We start from the raw sequence: 17433 nt of genomic DNA on the forward strand, positions 1-17433 counted from the left end.
CCACCGCCCACACGTCAATCAGCGCCTTCCCAGCTCAGCTATCCCTCGAAGGGATCCGCACCCAACGGCAAATGGGGCCGCAGCCTGACCCTGCTTCCCCGGGACCAGCAGGAGGCGCTGGAAGCGCGGCGCCGCGAGCAGCTGACCGACGAGTGGCAGCAGCGTTACAACATCCGCGCCGGTGTGGAGGGCACGATCTCCCAGGCAGTGCGGCGCACCCGCATCCGCCGGACCCGCTACACCGGCCTACCCAAGACCCACCTCGGCCACGTCTTCGCCGCCACCGCCATCAACATCATCCGACTCGACGCCTGGCTCACCGAAACCCCACTCGGCCAGACCAGGACCTCGCATCTGGCCCGACTTGACCTGGCCGCATAGAGGCCCGCCCCCATCCGGTTTACGGATTTCCCAACGGAGTCCTTTAGCCCAAGGCCATGAAGTTACGGGCCGTTGGGTGCTGTCAACAGGATGTCGATGCTGACGGTGGCCTTGTAGGTGCGTCGGTCGACGCGCAGGCTCTTGCAGGCGTAACGGGACATCGGACGTTTCACGGCGCGGGGACTAAGGCGTAGTCGGCGGGCGGGCATGAGGTTGTCCAGGACTGCCCGGCCGATGGCGCCCACGAGGTCGATGGTGGTGCTGGCGATCACGCCTGCGGCCCGGATGACCTGGTCGCGGGCGGTGTGGAGGGCGACGCTGAAGCTGGCCCGGTCCGGGTCGGCTTCGGGGACGGTGCTGGTGGCGTCGGCGATGGCGATCCTGATCACCTGGTAGACGGTCAGTAGCGCGTAGATCTCCTGCGCGATGCCCGGCAGGGTGCGGGAGCGCAGCACGCGGCGGCCGAGCATGGACTGCTTGACCGCGAAGTAGGCGGACTCCACTTCCCATCGCTCGTGATACAGCCTGACCAGCTCGAATGCCGGATACCGGCGCGGGTCGAGCAGGGTGGTGGCCAGGCGGTAGACGCCCGTGGTGCTTCCGGCGGTGGTGGAGATGGTGATCTCGCACTCGATGATACTCGATGATGCGGACCTGGACCGTGCCGATCTGGGACAGGAAGGAGCCGTCGTCGAAACGGCGCAGGACGGGCGGCTTGCGCATTGCGGAGAGCCGGGCCAGGAAGTCGGCACCGGTGCCGGCCACAGCTTCGAGGAAGGCGTTGGTGGCAAATCCCCGGTCCAGCAGCACGATCATGCCTTGCTGCGTCGAGCGCAGCAGGCGGCGTCCCAGGACGGGCCCGCCGGGTTTGCGGGGGCCGAAGACCGCGTCGATGACGGCGCGGGTGCCGCAGGCGACCAGGGCGATCAGCAGGACCTGCGGGTAGCCGGAGGCGGTGGTGTACTGGTTGGCCCCTTTGCCCAGCCGGGCCCGCACGTCCGCGTCGTCGGCGACGTCCAGGTAGGTGCCGTCGATCGCGACCACCAGCAGTCCGGCCCAGCGGGTGCCGGCCGTGCGGACCGCCGAGGCCGGGCCGCGCAGCAGGTCGAACAGGGCCCGCACGGGGCGCACGCCGAGCCGGGTGCGGGCGTGCCACAACGCGGTCGCGGTCACCGCCGGCAGAGGCAGTGTCTCAAGGGCGCCGGTCAGCTTGCGCCACACGGTCGGGTAACCGCATTCCTCGAACAGGGTGGCCGCGAGCAGCAGGTAGACCACCACCCGGGCCGGCAGCTTCCGCAGCCGCTGCTGCACAGCCCCGCACTCGGCGAGGACCGCATCGACCATCTCGAAGGGCACGACATGGGTTAACTCGCCCAGATGTCCCGGGGCGAAGACGCCTTCGGCTACCGCGATCTCACGCGTGATGACAGACTGTCCGGACAGCGGAGCCTCCGGTCCTTGAACGGCTTGTCTTGGCGGACCAGCCAGTTCTACCGGGGCTCCGCTTCTCGCGTCCGGCGTCCTTCCAGATCAGCCCTCACTTGCGGCCACGACCCGACCCCTAACTTCATGGCCTTGTCCTTTAGGGGGGCGAGGATGTCAATGCCTCGCGCTGGAGCAGCAGCTCGTAAGAACCGTCTGCTGCAGTACGGCTGCGTTGGCCGTGAACGTGTCCCAGTACACCCACTGGCCAGCCACCGCAAAGAAGCCGCCCTGCGTGCTCTGCGTGCCCGGCAGTGGCGCAACGCCAGCGGCCTGGACCGGCTCCGCGTCCACCTCACGATCGGCTGACCCACCCGCCCGCGCACCCCGACCCCCCGCCCCGACCCCCCCGCCCGGACACCCTGCCCCGCACGGCAAGGGCTCGGTGGGCCGCGTCCTGCCCGGCCCGCCGCTGCAGGTGTCATATTCCGCTCAGTTGGCGGATCGCGCTGCCAGGACAAGTCGAGCACTGGTACGAGACCAGCGAGGCTGAGCGCCTGGTCAGCGGCATCTGTCTGGCGGTAGGGATCATCTGGAAACCGGTCGCGGCGCCCGGCGGGGCCACTCAGCTCGCCGAAGCCCTCGCCCGTATGGAAGAGCGGCGGCAGGGCCGATGAATGGCTTGGAGGCCCCCCTTCCTGTCCGTACGGGGGCTCCGTACGCCATGATGGAAGTGGCCCGAGTACCTCGCTTCATCCTTCGAACATCCCGGGGCCACGAGTAGAAGGACACCCTGATGGACTTCGATATCACCGCTGAGCAGCACGATCTGCTGACTCTGTGCGCGCTGCGCGCCGGCAATGCCACCCTCGACTGGAGCCTGCTCGCCCGCGGCGCTCAGAGCCCCGATGGCCTGGCCGCGCTCATGGACGGACAGGTGCGCGAGGACTCTCGTGCCGCAACCAAGAACCGGCCCCTGCTGCAGCAGGCCCTGGCCGCGGGTCTGGACGACGCCCGTGCGCGCGTCGACGAGGAGCTGGCCGCGGCCGGCAAGGCCGGCGCACGCCTGGTCACGGTCCTCGACGAGGACTACCCGGCCAACCTTAGGGTGATCGGCAACCTGCCGCCGTTCCTCTTTTACCGCGGTGAGCTCGATCAGCGCGACGCCCGTTCCATCGCCGTCGTTGGCACCCGCCAGGCTTCCGAGGACGGGCTGCGCCGGGCGGCCCGGATGGCCCGCGAACTCGTCGAGCACGACGTCGTGATCGCCAGCGGTCTCGCGAAAGGCATCGACGCCGCCGCCCACCAGGCCACGCTGGCTGCCGGCGGCCGGACGTTCGCCGTCATGGGCACCGGCATCGCCGCCCCCATCTACCCGGCGCAGAATCGCCCGCTCGCGAAGGCGATCCTCGCCGCTGGAGGCGCGCTGCTGAGCCAGTTCTGGCCCACCAGCCCACCGGCGAAGTACACCTTCCCCCGCCGCAACGTCGTCACGTCCGGCACCACCCTGGGCAGTGTCGTCATCGAGGCCTCCAGTACATCGGGCGCCAAGATGCAGGCCCGCCTGGCCGCCGAGCACGGCAAGCTCGTCTTCCTGATCCGCTCCCTCGCCGACACCCAGCTCTGGGCCATGAAGATGCTGGAGGAGGGCCGGGCGATCCTGGTCACCGCCTCCAGCGACATCACCGACCGCCTCGGCCAGGCAGCGGACATCCAGGCCGCCGGACAGCAGCGCCAGCAGCTCGCCCTGGCCGGCCTGTGACGGCAGGTCTCCCGGATCCGGCAGGCTTTCCCAACTGCCCGGTCTGCGCCTACCGCATCACCGGCACAGCCCGCCTGTGCTCCGACTGCGCCGGCCGCACCCTCCAGCCCGTCGCCGAGCCCCACTGCCCGGTCTGCTCCCAGGCCCTCGCCCCCGGCAGGACGTGCAGCAACCGGGTGTGCCGGCTGCCGGAGGCCGAGCGGGGGTTCTCCCGCGTCGACGCGGTGGCCATGTACTCCGGAGCCCTACGCGACAAGATCCACAAACTGAAGTACGAGGGGAGGGCCGGCTGGGCGATGATCTTCGGCCGCCTCCTCGTCGGCTGGATGGAGAGCCACCCCGAGGCGATGCGGGGCGTCGACTACGTCGTCGGGAACCCCACTCACACGGGCCGTCAGCCTCTCCAGCACATCGAGGCGATCATGGACGCCGCCTACACCGAAGACGTGACCCGAGCCTTCCCCCTCAGCCCGCCAGGCGGCCACCGGCTGGTGAAGCATGCCGAGACGACCAGGTCCGCAAGCCGCACCCTTGACGAGAAGCGCGCTGCCGCCGCCGCCCACGCCGCCGCCCTGACCTGGACCGGAGACCCCCGCGACATCAAATCGGCCACCATCCTCCTCGTCGACGACGTCTTCACCAGCGGGTCTCAGCTCCAACACGTCGCGCGCCGGCTCCGGGCGACCGGCGCTGCCGACGTCCGAGGACTCGTTCTCGCGAGAGTCCCCTGGAGCGGATGACCTCACTAGCGCGAGTGTGCGGGTCGCCTCGGTGCGCTGCCGCGGTGAAGGGCAGCGGGACCGAGTCCCCGGACAGCCAGGAGGCTTATACCCGCTCCGGGTGCCGGCCGGGATCCTCGGCGTGCAACCGCTTCGCTGCCCGAGCGAGCCCTTCGGCGAAGGCCCGCGCCTTGATCGTGCGGTGGTGGAAGGTGACGCCCCGCGTCAGACCATGCGCGGCCATCGTCTCCGGCAGCGCGGCCTGGAGCACCGCGAGACGCTCCCCGCGCTCCTCCTCGGCTGGCGTCACAGGACAGGCTTGCTGACGCTGGTGGCCTTACCGCGAGCGAACCGTGCTCTGCCGAGCGAGCCGGTCCTGCGGGGTCCGGCTCGTCTGTCGCGTGAGGTGTCATAGGCAGACGCTCACGACGGGGCCTTCGGCGGCGTAGCGCCGTGGTGCGGGCGCGGTGCCCTACGCTGGAAGGGTCCCAGACCGGTGGAAAGCACCAGGAAGGGCGAACGCTGCCGCCGGTGGATCTGGGCCCGGCCACTGTGAGGAGTGCGGGCATGGCCTCCCAGGCATCCGTAGAACCGGCGTCCGAAGGACAGGTCCCCCAGGGACGGTCCTCCGAAGAGCCGGCTGGTTTCCCCGATCTGCGCCTGCGGGACGAGCTGCTGCGCGCGTTGTCCGGCCTGGGGTACGAGGAGCCCACGCCGATCCAGCGGGAGGCCATCCCGCCGCTGCTGGAAGGCCAGGACCTCATCGGCCAGGCGGCGACCGGGACGGGCAAGACCGCGGCCTTCGCCCTGCCCCTGCTCGACCGCACCCCGCCCGACGGACGGGGAGCGTCCCCGGCCGCACTGGTGCTCGTCCCCACCCGGGAGCTGGCCGTTCAGACCGCTGAGGCAATCCACCGCTACGGCCAGGAGCTGGGCACCCGGGTGCTGCCCGTCTACGGGGGGCAGTCGATGGCGCACCAGCTGCGGGCGCTGGACCGGGGCGTCGACGTCGTGGTCGCCACCCCCGGACGCGCGCTGGACCACATCGGCCGCGCCAGCCTGCGCCTGGACCACCTGTCCACCGTGGTGCTCGACGAGGCCGACGAGATGCTGGACATGGGATTCGCCGAGGACATCGAGGCGATCCTGGGCGACACGCCGGAGAACCGCCAGACGGTGCTTTTTTCCGCCACGATGCCGGCGCGGATCGAGAAGATGGCCCGCCGCCACCTCCACGATCCGGTGCGCATCCGCATCGAGCGCCCGGCGCCGGCCGAAGGCGAGGCACCGCTGGTGCGGCAGACCGCCTATGTCGTCCCCCGATCACACAAGCCCGCGGCGCTCGGACGGGTCCTGGACATCGAGACGCCCACGGCGGCCCTAGTGTTCTGCCGCACCCGGGACCAGGTCGACCACCTCGCCGACACGCTCAACGCCCGCGGCTACCGGGCCGAGCCGCTGCACGGCGGCATGAGCCAGGAGCAGCGCGACCGCGTGATGGGCCGGCTCCGCGCCGGGACAGCCGACCTGCTGGTGGCCACCGACGTCGCCGCGCGCGGCCTAGACATCGAGAACCTCAGCCACGTGGTCAACTACGACCTCCCCAGCGCGCCCGAAGCCTATGTGCACCGCGTCGGCCGGGTCGGCCGTGCCGGCCGGACCGGCGTCGCGGTCACCCTCGTCGAACCCCGCGAGCACCGTACGCTCAAGATGATCGAGCGGGCCACCCGGCGGACCATCGACGTGCAGACGCTGCCCACCGTCGCCGATCTCCGGGCCCACCGCATGGAGCTCACCCGGGCCGCGCTGCGCGAGACCCTCGTGGAGGACGGCTACGAACCCTTCCGTGGGGTGGTCGAACCGCTCACCGAGGAGTTCGACGTGATGGACGTGGCCCTGGCCGCGGTCAAGCTCGCCCACGAAGCCGGTGAGATGGACGGCGGGGACGAGGAGGAGATCCCCCAGGCATCCTTCAGGCCGCAGCAGCGCGCCCCCGGCGGCCGTGACCGGCGGGACAGGCCGGCATCCCGCGGCGGCCGGGTCCCGGCGCGAGGCACGACGCGTCTGTTCGTCGGTGCCGGACGCACCTCCGGCATCCGTCCGCAGGACCTGTTCGGCGCCGTTGTCGGGGAGACGGCCCTGGAGAGCCGGGACATCGGCGGCATAGAGATCGCCGACCGGTTCTCCCTCATCGAGGTCCCCGAGTCGGCCGCCGACGACGTCATCCGCGCGCTGCGGGGCACCACCATCAAGGGCAGGAGACCCACCGTCCGCAGGGAACGCACGCACACGCGGTAGGCGCGCGCCCGACCCTGTGCCCGCCGGTGGGATCCCGCTCCGTTTCGCGGAGCCAGCGGCCCGGCGTACAAGTCGGCCGGCGAGCCCGGTGCCACCGCGCATCGCGATGCGCGAGCGTCCACCTGGAGCTGCCCAGCGACATCGGCACCCTGCACTCCCGCAGGGTCGGTGACGTCTTATGAGTGTGTTCGCGTTTCTGGCCGAGCATCGGGGTGCGCTATTCCCGGCGGAGATGTTCGCGGACATGTACCCGTCGACGAGCGGGCGGCCGAGCATGCCGCCGCAGATCCTGGCCGCCGCGATCACGCTGCGGGCCCTGCACGGGCTGTCGGACTTCGAGACGGTCCAGGAACTGCGGTGTGACCTGCGATGGAAGGCCGCGTGCGGGCTGGGCCTGAACGCCATGGCGTTCGACCCGTCTCTGCTGGCCTACTTCCGCCGCCGCCTTTCCCGCTCTGCCCGGCCCAACCGCGTCTTCGAGGCCGTGCGCGAGGTGGTGAAGGCCACCGGGGTCCTGGGTGGCAAGCACCGGCGGGCTCGAGGAGCAGCGACCTGCCGGACGAAGCGGGGGCAGTTCCACGGGACCATCCCCGCGTGCGCGGTGGATGACGGACTGCGCGAGGACGGTGCGCGAGATGCCCGCTCCACAGACGTGGCGGTCGACGGCGGTCGGGATGGAAGTTAAGGAGCGTGGTGGCAAGGAAGGGGGAGGTACGCGCGGCTGCACGGCCAGCGTCACCCTATGATCCCTACCTCACACTATTGGGATCACTAAGGCGAGGGCATGCAGGCGCTGACGCTGAGCTACGTGCCAGAGAGTGACGACATCGCGGAAATGGCCGCCAGGTCCCCCACGCGGCGCCGCTCACGTAAGAGAGCGCTGGTGAACTCTGGCGTAAGCCTCGCGCTAACGATGATCTTGGGCGCGCGCGGGACAATCCCCGACGATCTGCCGGACACCTCGGTCATCACGTTGTTCTGCGCGGCAATGTTCGTTGGCTACAGCTACCGGGTAATCATCCTCTCCTCCCGCTGGGGCCTCCGTCGCAGCGCACGCAGGGTCTGGAACCGTTCTCCTGGCCTTCAGCGGCATTACGAGGAGGTGATTACTGAGGAAGCTCTGACCGTGAGGACAGAAGGCGTTACGCACACGTACGCCTGGTCGATTTTCAGTGAGCTGGTGGAGTACGACCGTCAGTTCGTCCTGATGGACCGATCAGGCAAACCCTCTGTCGCTGTACCCAAGCGTGGGCTGTCGGACCCGTCACTCGTTCCAGTGTGCCGCCGCCTCCTCAGCAACTGCGTTGCCGCTGCGGTAAAACAGCGAAACGCAGCAACCAGGGAGACCCCAGCTGACGGGCAGTAGTCTCCGTCGACCGACTGACCAGCAGGACCGACAGGGCCTTCGAGGAATGCGGCTGCAGGCTCCGCGCGCGCTGCTCTCAGCGGAGCAGGCAGCGGATGAGCGGACTACGGGAAGCGGGGTATTACCCACCACGTAAGCGGCAGCTTAGCCAACCATCACCTCACGCACAGCAGTTTGCAAAAAGAAGCAGGTCAGAGCCTTGCACTGAGCAGCAACGACGAGGGCGCGACACCGTGTTGGAGCTGCCTGGATCATGCGGCTGTCGGCGGGGTGCGTCGGGTGGCTGCGGCAGCAGCCGACGCTGAGCGGTGGCGCCCGGCGACCGGGTCAGGACGACCAGCAGGTGTAGGTGAACCAGGTCTGGACCTCGTCGGCGGGCAGCACACGAGTCAGCTCGGTCGTCCCCGGGAGCATCGGGAAGAACCGGTCGGCGTTCCAACTGCGCGGGTACATCGGCTCGTCCAGCACGAGTAGGCGGCGTCCCTCCACAACGGGGATGTCGTCGGGCAGCCCCTCGTTCCAGATCCGCTCCCCGTCCGGGGCGAGGAGTTCGAAGGCCCCGGTCGCGACGGTCTCGGTGCGCCCCCGGGCGGGCTCGGGGTCCGTGGCCAGGCGGACGCTCTCCGCCGACGGTGCGGTGCCGGGCACGTGGCCGCCGCCGACGAGGACGTGGGCGAGCAGCGTGTGCAACTGGAAGTTGTCCCCGATGCCGCCGATGCGCATTTCGAACCCGGTCCCGGTGGGCCGGTGCAACACCACCAGGGGCTCGTCGTCCAGGATCGCCAGCGCGTAGGCCAGGCACTTGAGGTCGTGCCGCTCCAGGGCCGCCAGGTCGCGGCAGGCGGGGAGGAGCGCGGAAGCATGCCGACGGCGCACCTCGGTGCTGCGGCACAGCATGGCCAGCGCGGGGGGCTGCCACTGCTCGACCGAGCACCAGGCCAGCGCCAGCCGCAACGCCTCGTGCGCCTCGCCACCCAGCCGGGCCATCAGCGCGTCGTCGATGATCTTCTCGTCGGCCTCCGGCAGTTCGTCCCCGGCACCGCCGGCGGCGGCCCAGCGGCGGGCGAACTCCAGGGCATCGAGCAGGTCCCGGTGGGTGCCGTTGAGGATCGGCTCCGCACATGCCGCCGGATCGGCACCGCGTTCCACGCAGAAGCCGGCCATCGTCGCCAGCATCGGGCGCGGACCGGTGGGCGGAAAGGCGGGGAGTAGCCCGGCCAACCGGGGTCCCACCGGCACGCATTCGGTGCCCCTCGCCGACTGCAGACCACTCATCGCCGCGTTGAACGCACGCTCGGTGCGGCCACCGTTGCGAGCGGCCACTGCCTGCTCCAGCTCTGATATGACGGCGGCCAGGTCCGCGGCCTTCTGCTTCCTTCTGAAGATCACCGGCACACCTTAGGCCCGAGGCCTGACAGGTGTCATCAGGCCACCGTCGTTCGAAGATTCAGAACCGCTCCGTGCCGTCGAAACTGGTGAACATTTGCTGTCGGTTCTCGGGCTCTGGCATAGCTTTTGTGAGGCATCAGCAGTGGCAGTGCACTCGTACCAGGATCACGTCGTGGGGCAACTGCGACAGGTATGCCTCGCTGCCCGGCCAGACAGCGGGCCCGGGGGGTTCATGAGGACACGAATCCGGGTCGCAGTACGCGTGAAGGGCTCTTCCATCGCTCTCTCGCCACCAGCCGTCCACGGTGAGCACGTCCGTGTCCTGCGTTACCCAAGAGAACTCACGGATGTAGTCGGCACGGCTGCCGCGGAAGCCGATGACGGGATGCTCCGTATCAAACGGGGGGAATGGACGGCCCAGGCCGAGGCTCCAGGGGTGATCGATGTAAGCCTTGATCAGCGGCTGGGCCTGGTAGGCGGCCACCATGCCGTCGGACCAAGGGCCGCCCGGGAACGCGTACGGATCATTTTCCCAACGGCCCGCGAAAACCGTCAGGGGCAGTGCCGGCGGGTGTACCGCGGACAGATGCTGCCACAGGTCCCAGGACGCGGCTGCCACTCGCTCGGAAGCGGCTTGCGGAGAGGAGAAGTCGAGCAGGGCACGCGGTCCTCCGGCACAGACTCCTGGAGCGCTGGGAGCGGGGATGCCGTCATATCGGGGCTCGTCGTGAACCAGCCTGGGGTCGTCCTCGTATCCGCGGACGACCGCGAACCCCCGACCGTTGCTGCCACCGAGGATGCGGCGTGAATCCCACATGCCGCGGTCCAGGGGGTTGTCACTGTCCTGGTCAAACGGCGCGAGGGCCGCCGTGAGGGCCCCGTCAATGTCATCCGCGGCTCCGGGTGACAGACACACCGTCACTGTCAGGCCGGCCATACGCTCTCCCCGCTCTGTCGGCAGACAGCATGATCGCATCGAGCGGCCACGTTCGGCATGCCGATTGGGCACCTGGCAGGCGTCCCACCGTTCTGAGCCACTGGCCCGGCCCTGACGTCCGAGATGAGGCCGTCGACCGGCTTCCGCCCCCGCCACAGAAGATGAGCCAGACCCGGTTCTCGTGAACAGAGCCAGCCGGGACACCGTCGGGGCGCCCTACGGGGGCTGACCGGGTCGAGGAGGGGGAGTGCGAGGTGCGGGGCTCTACCGGCGGCGGGCCGGCACAACCCCGCCCCCGCATCCTAAAGACGTTGGTCGGCCGGCCGCGCACAAACCCTCACCACGCCTTAGCGCCCAGTCCAGGCGATGGCTGGCGAGCATTCAACGTGGCCTGCTGGGGGTGGCCTGTCGGGCGGATGCCCGGGCGTCGTCCATGGCCGTGGCGAACTCCTCGTCCCGGCCGCGCCGTTGGTAGATCGCTGCGCTGCTCACGCCGATGGCGGCGGCGGTCGCGATGACGGTGGTGCCCAGCTTGCTCAGTTCCTCGAGGAATCGGGCCAGGTGCTGGGGAGTGAGCCGGATGATCCTGCTGGCCCCGCAGGGGGGTGAGGCGGCGCTGACCGCGTCGCTTGCCGGCGCGAACGTTGGATCGTCTCCCGGCCAGGCCTCCGCACCGCTGATACCGAGGATCAGCTCTGCCCGGCCCGAGGGGAGGCCGAGGGCCAGGAGGCGGAGGTAGTCGGCCCGCAGGGTGTGGCCGCGTTCCTCGGGTACGTCGGGATCCCGGCCGGCGAGAGCGATCGCCAGTCGGGTGTCGGTACGGGCCCTGGCCCACACAGCGCGTAGGTCGATGCCGAGTTCCGTGGCCGCGACGTCCAGGTCCTGGCCGTGCCGGAGAACGGTGATGAGCCGGCTGGCCTGGCGGCCGGTGAGCGGGACGGGGTCGGTCCTGCCCGCACCCTACGGGCGCCACGTGCCGCATCAGAAAACGTTCGCCCCGGCGGCTGGGCAGGGGGTGCAGGTGCCTTCTGCCGTGTTGTCGGAGGCGGATGCAAGACTCTCGCCATGACGGAAACGCTCGGCGCGGGCATCGCGCTCATCTCCATCACTGGCCGCGAATTCAGTCAGGTGGACGCGGTGGCGGAGACGCTGACTGACGTGTTCGCCTATGCCGGCCCCATGCGTGATCAGATCGCTGAGGAAGGGATTTGCCGCAGCCTGGTACTCCGGATCAGCGGACTCACGGACGATCGGGCTGCGCGCAGCGCACTTCCTGTGGTCCCGTTCGACCTCAGCGACGTGGGTCCGAGCCAGGCGCGGGTGCGCGTTATCGCGGCTGCTCCGGAGGACCTGCGGGCCGTGACGGCCGTCATCTCGGCAGGACACTCGCTGGTCGGGGAGCCTGCTCAGGGCAAGGATGGCAGTGCGGTACTGGTGGTCTCTGCGGGCTGACTACAAACGCGGGTGACCCCACGGTCTCAGGCGACGTTGTCAGCCGCACGTCGCTCAGGCCCTCCCCCTCACTAGCCGGTGCTGGGTTCCCTTCCCGCCCTCATCCGGGCCGGCCGGGGGACCACCGCCACCCTACGAGACCCCTGGCGGCTCGGGCGATGCCGATCCCGCGGATGACGGCGTCGCGCCAGACGTCTCCCCTGTGATTGACCTGCTCTGCGCCTGGACTTCCTGGCACTCGGCGAAGGCGCCGGGGTCGCACCCGGGGCGTGAGGGCCGGTTGGGGTGTGCCCTGGGATGGCGAGGTGGTCCAGAGCGCTGCTACGGCAGATGAGCCGGGACGTGTGCCAACGTCGACGCCCGCACCCCGGTCCGCCTAACAGAAGCGGCGTGCGGCCGGCCCCGAGCCGCACACCACACAGACGGAGGTCGCCTGTCGGTGGCAGGGACTAATGTCCGTGCTCGCCGTCGAGGGGAGAGCCGTGAACACACAAACCGACTGGTCCGGAGTTCGAGAACGCGTCATCGCCGTGGAGGAGGCCGAGCTCAGAGCCCGCGGCCATAGTCCGTCTCCCTACCCCACGTTCGAACCTGTCCTGACTCCCGCCGAGATCGCCGAGGTCGAAGCACAGTTCGGTGTCGCGCTCCCCGACGAATACCGCACGTTTCTGACGGAGGTCGAAGCCGGTGGCCCCGGACCGGCACTCCAGCTCACATCGTTGCGCCGCATCGACGGGAAGTGGGGATGGGTCTGGGAGAACGACGAGGTCCATCCCTGGCTGCTGGACCCCAGTGGCCCGTTCGTCGAGACGGAAGACTGGGCCGCCCAGCAGCTGGCGACCCTGCGCGCCGCCGGGTACGAACCCACCACCCGTGACGAAGACGACGACTATCTGGACGACTACCGCAAGGTCTTCGGAGACGCCGGCGACGAGGTCTGGCACCTGGAACGCGATCGGGGTGCGATCCACATCAGCGACAACGGATGCGGGATGACCGGCTGGCTCATCGTCGTCGGCCCGCACCGCGGGGAACTCCGCGACCGGGACTGCGCGGTCAACCCGCCCTACGAGCCGTACGTCGATGCGAACGGAAACCGTCACACCTTCCGCAGCTGGTACCTCGAATGGCTCGAGCAACGCGAGAGGGCAGCCCGATGATCAACGGCCGCCCTTAGCCTCCCCCGGTGCCCGGTGCCCGGTGCCCGGTGCCCGGTGCCCGGTGCCCGGTGCCCGGTGCCCGGTGCCCGGTGCCCGGTGCCCGGTGCCCGGTGCCCGGTGCCCGGTGCCCTGGATCCTGCTGCGACCGGCTCGGCTTCGTCAGCTCTCGTCCACCGGTCCCTGAGTGAGCGCCTGCCCGTCCCCGCGCCGCTCGTGGTCGCCGCAGAGCGCGACGACCCGGTGGACCGGCAGGACGATGCCCGGGCGGGCGCCGGTGGGGGAGTACCCCAGGCCGCCGACGACGCACCGTTGGGCCCGTACGCCGCCGCGCACCTGATCCGCACCTCCTACACCGCAGGCCTCGCCCACGCCGACGCCCTGCGCCGCCTCATCCTGGCCGGCGAGATCGACCCCACCAGCCCCTGGACCCTCCTGTGCGGCGCCCTGGAGAACTTCGCCACCGGCCTGTGGCTCCTCGAGGGCTCCAGCCGCGACGAACGCCGGCGCCGCGCCCTGTCACTGTGGGACGAGGACATGCGCAACCGCCACCAGCACGAACAGGACACCGGCCACCTCCCGACCGGCGGCGGCACGACCGGTGCGCAGCGCCGGGCGGACATACGCGCCATCGCCGACGGCCTCGGCCTGGCCCCGCTCACCGCACCCAAGACCCACCAGATCCTGCTCGCCGCAGCCCCCGCAGCCGGCCTCACCGCCGTCACGGTATGCGCCGCCTGGCGGGCAGCCTCCGGGTTCGCGCACGGCCGCTACTGGCCCAACCTCAGGGCCTCCCAGCCCCGCGCGGCCAGAGAGGGAACCGACGGCGTCCACACCTTCGCCCTGGTCATCGACGAGGACCAGCACCGGCCACTGGCCGAGCACTGCCACACCATGCTGCGCCGACCGCAGGAGCGCTACCACGCGCGCGCCACGGCCCGCTGAAGAAGACGAGGACGACACCACTACACGGGGCCCGCGCCCCTTTCTACAGCGCTTCTTCCTCCGCCCACACGTAGCCGAAGTGCCGCGCCATGTGCACCAGGGCCCGACGCAGCAGCTTCTGGCGCTCCTGACGCTGCATGGTGGGCGATCTGGTGATCGTGATGGCCATCTCCGGCCGGACGCTGCCGTCGCCGGGGCCCAGCGCATCCAGATCAATCAGCGCTCCGAGACCGGGGGAGCGCTGGTCGTGGGGGCCTTCGGCGCTCAGGCGCAGTTCCGTGGTGGGCGGCGCGGCCCACTGCATCCGGGCCGGGTCCGTGACGGCGCCGGGCAGTGTCTCGGCCGCGGTCTCCCACGCGGCGAGCAGCAGGGCCTGCACCTCGTCGAGGCCCAGCCGTGTGTGCGCGTCGGCAGGGAGGGCGCTAGGCCCTGTCTGATAATTGATCTTGTGGTGGGTCGTGGTGAGTTGACGGATGCGGCGTGGGAGCGGATAGCGCCGCTGTGCCGGGTGTTGACGGGCGGGGTCGTCCGTGGCGGGATCGACGGTTATCCGGATCACGCGAGAAACAAAACGCCACAAGATCACGACGATCGCCGTAGTACCGACTGACAGGGCAGCGATCTGAAGGTAGTCGGCGAATACCAGCTTCGCCAAACTTCTGGTTGGTGATCTCGACGTGAGCTGCCTCGATCGGCCCTTCGTCCTCGCCCAGAACCTCAGTGAGGAGGCGCGTGCGTTCCTCATGATGACGGTCATCGGCACCTTGTTCCACCGGAGGGCGGACTTGACGCTGAAGCACATGGAGTCGCAGACCCAGTCGCTCCGCCAGGACATGAAGGTCGAGCGGGATGCCGGTCAAGCGATCCGGCTGCTGAAGGACGTCGATGACCTGGCCCTCAAAGCCCATCTCCAGGCCGCACTGATCCTGAAATTCTCCGCTGCTGAACTGCCCGAGCTGGGCGGTGTCCTGAAGCCGGCGGATCCTCTTCCGCAGGTGAGCGCCAACGGCATCGTCCCGCAGCATCAGTCGGAGAGCCCGGCTTCATGACCTCTTGGGGCGGTTCTTCAGGTACCAGTCGAGGAAGCGCTCGCTGACGCCCTTGCCCTCGCCGAAGTCCTCCTTGAGGACCCGCCACATGTACGTGCTGTCGTGTCCGGACGCGAAGGTGCTGTTCTCGCTGATCTCGGTACCGCAGTCGCAGAGGCAGAGGTTCGGACCGGCAGTGCTCATCATGGCCTCCTGAACTACCACGAGGGGACGATGTCCGTATCCTCTCGTGTTCAGGCGGCAGTCTGGAAGCTTTGCCGGGGAGCGCGGGCCCCGGTGGGCTTCTCGGCTTGGGCGACGGAGAGATGTCGGAAGAGCTTCTGGCCCCGGTGATCAAGGCGTGGGATTCGGGTGCCTCGGTCTGGTCGCCGGCGGAGCGGGAGGCCTACGCCGACGATCTCGGGGACGCGGGCGCTGATTGCGGTGTCGGCGGCGTTGACCCGGTCGAAGGCTGACCAGGTGGCTGCCGCCTGCCGAGGGGTATCGCTGTCAGTACGTCACCGATTGGATCGCCGACAAGTTCCGCTGGGGCTTGAGCATCGATTCGGGTGAAGGGGCCACCCTGTCGGAGTACCTCAGCGGCTGCCCCAACGTGTCGGTCACCGTCATACTCGCCCGATAACGCGTCGTCCGGCCCGCGGCGCCGCGCCTCGTCCGGGGGAGGCGGGAACATCTGCCGGGTGTCCCGTGTTGTGCAGGGCGTGGTTGTGGAGGGGACAGTGTCCCCGGGCCTCACCTATTGCCTGCAGGGACGATCGTTCGGCTGAAGCCCTGCAGTGCCTTTCGCCGCGTAGGCGACCGCCCTTGACGATCACACTCTCGTCCGCGGCCCCGGCCGGCCCTCCTGCCGGCCGGGGCCGCGCCGTGCGCGTCCGTTCGGTGCCGTGGCGTGACGGGCGTGAGCGTAGGCGATGGTGGGACGGGCGGGATAGGCGGCGCGGCCGGGGATCCGGGGTGCGAGCGTGATCCCTGCGCGGCCACGCGCTCCACGGTGTGCAGAGCGAGGAGCCGGAGGGAAGGCCTGTGCCTCCACGGCTGCGTCCTACTGCTGCGCCTCGTCGGCTCGGCGGGCTGTACTGAAACGTCGCTGATAGGCAGCGGGGCTGAGCGACAATTCCCTCGCGAAGACCCTCCGCATACTCTCGTAATTCGGGAAACCGGCAAGGGACGCCGTCCGCGTGGCGGTATGCCCTTGGTCGAGCAGTGCTTTCGCCATATCGAACCGGATCGACTCCACGTACCGGGCCGGTGTGGTCGACAGCTCTTCGCGAAAGAGCCGCGTGAGATGCCGAGCGCTCACATTGAGGTGCTTGGCGAGTTCGCCGAGCGAGTGGTTTCCCCCGGGATCAGCCGTGACCAAGTCGGTGATCTTGCGGAGGGCCGGAGACCGGGGCGGCGGTCCTTGCAACGGGGCGGAGAACTGTGACTGGCCGCCCGAACGCTGCAGATAGACCACCAGGGAGCGGGCGACGTCGCGGGTCAGGTCCGGGCCGTGATCCTCCTCGACGAGTGCCAGAGCCAGGTCGATGCCGGCGCTCACGCCCGCCGAGGTGTAGGTGGTGCCGTCACGGACGTAGATCGCGTCGGGTTCGATACGGCTGGCCCGGCAGCGGGCGGCGAGCTCGTGCGCGACCTTCCAGTGCGTGGTCGCGCGCTTGCCGTCCAGGAGGCCGGCCGCGCCGAGGATGAACGCTCCGGTGCAGATGGACGCGACCCGGCCGGCCCGGCACGCCAGCGTGCGCGTGGCCTCGACCAGGTCACGGGGGACTGGCGTGCGCGGGTACATGTCCGCGCCGGCCACCACGAACGTGTCAGGAGCGGGCTCGGGGGCGGCGGCGTCGACCGCTATCCGGATCCCGATGGACGAGGTGACATCGGCACCGGTCGGCGACACCAGCGCGATCGCGTAGTCGGCACCGAGCCGGTTCGCCTCCCCGAACACCTCCGCAGGACCGACGACGTCCAGAAGTTTGACCCCGTCGTAGACGAGGATCGCGATCCGATGCGTGGTAGAGCCCACAACCGCGTTGCCCCCATGTCCGGATTCGGGTGACTCATGGCCGGTCCGAGGGAGCGCCGGACGCCGGGTGGTCGGCAGTGTGGGAGACGGACGCACCGTCCATTCGTAACACACTGATTTCGGAAGGAGCAGAGGTGATGAGCGAGATCATCGCAGGCGTGGAAATCCCCGGAACGGAGGCGGTCGCCGAGGCCACCCGCCTCGTGCGGGAGATGACCAGCCCCCTCGTCTACCACCACTCCCGGCGCGTGTTCGTCTTCGGCGCCATGCATGCCCACAGGCTCGGCCTGCAACCCGACCCGGAGCTTCTCTACCTGTCCGCCCTGTTTCACGACACCGGCCTGTTGACCCCGTATTCCGACGTTGAGCAGCGCTTCGAGGTCGATGGCGCCGACCACGCACGCAGGTTCATGCTCGACCGCGGTTTCCCGGCCACGGCCGCCGACGTGGTGTGGACGGCGATCGCGCTGCACACGACCCCGGAGATTCCCGGGCGGATGGGCCCGGAGATCGCCATGACGAACCTGGGGGTCCTG

18 protein-coding genes and 3 pseudogenes are annotated in these 17433 nt (G+C 69.6%); 12 read left to right on the top strand and 9 right to left on the bottom strand.

The features are described from left to right. Positions 1–57: 57 nt before the first annotated feature. A pseudogene (locus ACFQ9Z_RS37810) lies at positions 58–381 on the top strand (transposase); the annotation flags it as partial. A gap of 62 nt (positions 382–443) precedes the next feature. Here the strand turns inward: ACFQ9Z_RS37810 and ACFQ9Z_RS37815 are convergent. Continuing rightward, the gene (locus ACFQ9Z_RS37815; RefSeq protein ID WP_383031002.1) at positions 444–1133 is read right to left on the bottom strand and encodes a transposase; all 690 of its coding nucleotides are present in this window, start codon (positions 1131–1133) and stop codon (positions 444–446) included. A 37-nt stretch (positions 1134–1170) separates the two neighbouring features. Continuing rightward, positions 1171–1725 (bottom strand): annotated as a pseudogene (locus ACFQ9Z_RS37820) (transposase domain-containing protein); the annotation flags it as partial. Positions 1726–2599: 874 nt separating this feature from the next. Here ACFQ9Z_RS37820 and ACFQ9Z_RS37825 point away from each other — a divergent pair. Both ACFQ9Z_RS37825 and ACFQ9Z_RS37830 read left to right on the top strand, forming a co-directional pair. Then, positions 2600–3565 carry a DNA-processing protein DprA gene (locus ACFQ9Z_RS37825; protein ID WP_383031007.1) on the top strand — a complete coding sequence of 322 codons (966 nt, stop codon included), beginning with the start codon at positions 2600–2602 and terminating at the stop codon, positions 3563–3565. A 230-nt stretch (positions 3566–3795) separates the two neighbouring features. Then, on the top strand, positions 3796–4305 hold the full coding sequence (locus ACFQ9Z_RS37830; RefSeq protein ID WP_383031010.1) for a ComF family protein: 510 nt from the start codon (positions 3796–3798) through the stop codon (positions 4303–4305). 85 nt (positions 4306–4390) lie between these two features. Here the strand turns inward: ACFQ9Z_RS37830 and ACFQ9Z_RS37835 are convergent, their stop codons facing one another. After that, the gene (locus tag ACFQ9Z_RS37835) at positions 4391–4594 is read right to left on the bottom strand and encodes a hypothetical protein (RefSeq protein ID WP_383031014.1); all 204 of its coding nucleotides are present in this window, start codon (positions 4592–4594) and stop codon (positions 4391–4393) included. Between the two features lie 257 nt (positions 4595–4851). Here ACFQ9Z_RS37835 and ACFQ9Z_RS37840 point away from each other — a divergent pair, with 257 nt between their 5' ends. From ACFQ9Z_RS37840 to ACFQ9Z_RS37850, 3 genes and pseudogenes are all read left to right on the top strand, one after another. Beyond that, positions 4852–6582 (top strand): DEAD/DEAH box helicase, encoded by a 1731-nt coding sequence (locus ACFQ9Z_RS37840; protein WP_383031018.1) that lies wholly within the window; start codon positions 4852–4854, stop codon positions 6580–6582. A gap of 178 nt (positions 6583–6760) precedes the next feature. Next, positions 6761–7120: pseudogene (locus ACFQ9Z_RS37845) on the top strand (transposase); the annotation flags it as partial. 246 nt (positions 7121–7366) lie between these two features. Further along, positions 7367–7948, top strand: a complete 582-nt coding sequence (locus tag ACFQ9Z_RS37850; RefSeq protein ID WP_383031023.1) for a YcxB family protein — start codon at positions 7367–7369, stop codon at positions 7946–7948. A gap of 327 nt (positions 7949–8275) precedes the next feature. Here the strand turns inward: ACFQ9Z_RS37850 and ACFQ9Z_RS37855 are convergent, their stop codons facing one another. The 3 genes from ACFQ9Z_RS37855 to ACFQ9Z_RS37865 form a co-directional block, all read right to left on the bottom strand. Next, positions 8276–9337, bottom strand: coding sequence for a hypothetical protein (locus ACFQ9Z_RS37855; protein WP_383031028.1), 1062 nt, complete (start codon positions 9335–9337; stop codon positions 8276–8278). A 136-nt stretch (positions 9338–9473) separates the two neighbouring features. Beyond that, entirely contained in the window at positions 9474–10274 is an 801-nt protein-coding gene (locus tag ACFQ9Z_RS37860; protein ID WP_383031031.1) for a hypothetical protein, read from the bottom strand. A gap of 381 nt (positions 10275–10655) precedes the next feature. Continuing rightward, positions 10656–11111: a hypothetical protein gene (locus ACFQ9Z_RS37865; protein ID WP_383031035.1), complete on the bottom strand. Its 456-nt coding sequence runs from the start codon at positions 11109–11111 to the stop codon at positions 10656–10658. Between the two features lie 228 nt (positions 11112–11339). On the opposite strand from ACFQ9Z_RS37865, the gene ACFQ9Z_RS37870 reads away from it, so the two are divergent. The 3 genes from ACFQ9Z_RS37870 (at position 11340) to ACFQ9Z_RS37880 (ending at position 13828) form a co-directional block, all read left to right on the top strand. Next, complete coding sequence (locus ACFQ9Z_RS37870; RefSeq protein ID WP_383031039.1) at positions 11340–11726, top strand: hypothetical protein; 387 nt, start codon at positions 11340–11342, stop codon at positions 11724–11726. Between the two features lie 458 nt (positions 11727–12184). Then, entirely contained in the window at positions 12185–12886 is a 702-nt protein-coding gene (locus ACFQ9Z_RS37875) for an SMI1/KNR4 family protein (RefSeq protein ID WP_383031043.1), read from the top strand. Between the two features lie 213 nt (positions 12887–13099). Further along, complete coding sequence (locus tag ACFQ9Z_RS37880; RefSeq protein WP_383031046.1) at positions 13100–13828, top strand: hypothetical protein; 729 nt, start codon at positions 13100–13102, stop codon at positions 13826–13828. Between the two features lie 43 nt (positions 13829–13871). Here ACFQ9Z_RS37880 and ACFQ9Z_RS37885 read toward each other — a convergent pair whose 3' ends face one another. Continuing rightward, the gene (locus ACFQ9Z_RS37885; protein WP_383031049.1) at positions 13872–14483 is read right to left on the bottom strand and encodes a hypothetical protein; all 612 of its coding nucleotides are present in this window, start codon (positions 14481–14483) and stop codon (positions 13872–13874) included. A gap of 22 nt (positions 14484–14505) precedes the next feature. Between ACFQ9Z_RS37885 and ACFQ9Z_RS37890 the strand changes: the two genes are divergently transcribed. Next, on the top strand, positions 14506–14877 hold the full coding sequence (locus ACFQ9Z_RS37890) for a hypothetical protein (RefSeq protein WP_383031052.1): 372 nt from the start codon (positions 14506–14508) through the stop codon (positions 14875–14877). On the opposite strand, the gene ACFQ9Z_RS37895 is transcribed toward ACFQ9Z_RS37890, so the two are convergent. Continuing rightward, entirely contained in the window at positions 14872–15060 is a 189-nt protein-coding gene (locus ACFQ9Z_RS37895) for a hypothetical protein (protein ID WP_383031055.1), read from the bottom strand. The two genes, ACFQ9Z_RS37890 and ACFQ9Z_RS37895, sit on opposite strands and share 6 nt — an antisense overlap. Positions 15061–15182: 122 nt before the next feature. On the opposite strand from ACFQ9Z_RS37895, the gene ACFQ9Z_RS37900 reads away from it, so the two are divergent. After that, positions 15183–15332, top strand: a complete 150-nt coding sequence (locus ACFQ9Z_RS37900; RefSeq protein ID WP_383031058.1) for a hypothetical protein — start codon at positions 15183–15185, stop codon at positions 15330–15332. 587 nt (positions 15333–15919) lie between these two features. Here the strand turns inward: ACFQ9Z_RS37900 and ACFQ9Z_RS37905 are convergent. Further along, positions 15920–16897: a GlxA family transcriptional regulator gene (locus tag ACFQ9Z_RS37905; protein WP_383031064.1), complete on the bottom strand. Its 978-nt coding sequence runs from the start codon at positions 16895–16897 to the stop codon at positions 15920–15922. Positions 16898–17034: 137 nt separating this feature from the next. Between ACFQ9Z_RS37905 and ACFQ9Z_RS37910 the strand changes: the two genes are divergently transcribed. Further along, the coding region (locus ACFQ9Z_RS37910; protein ID WP_383031070.1) for an HD domain-containing protein at positions 17035–17433 on the top strand (399 nt) is incomplete at its 3' end.

This window comes from Streptomyces sp. NPDC056580, assembly GCF_042793175.1.
Classification (GTDB): domain Bacteria; phylum Actinomycetota; class Actinomycetes; order Streptomycetales; family Streptomycetaceae; genus Streptomyces.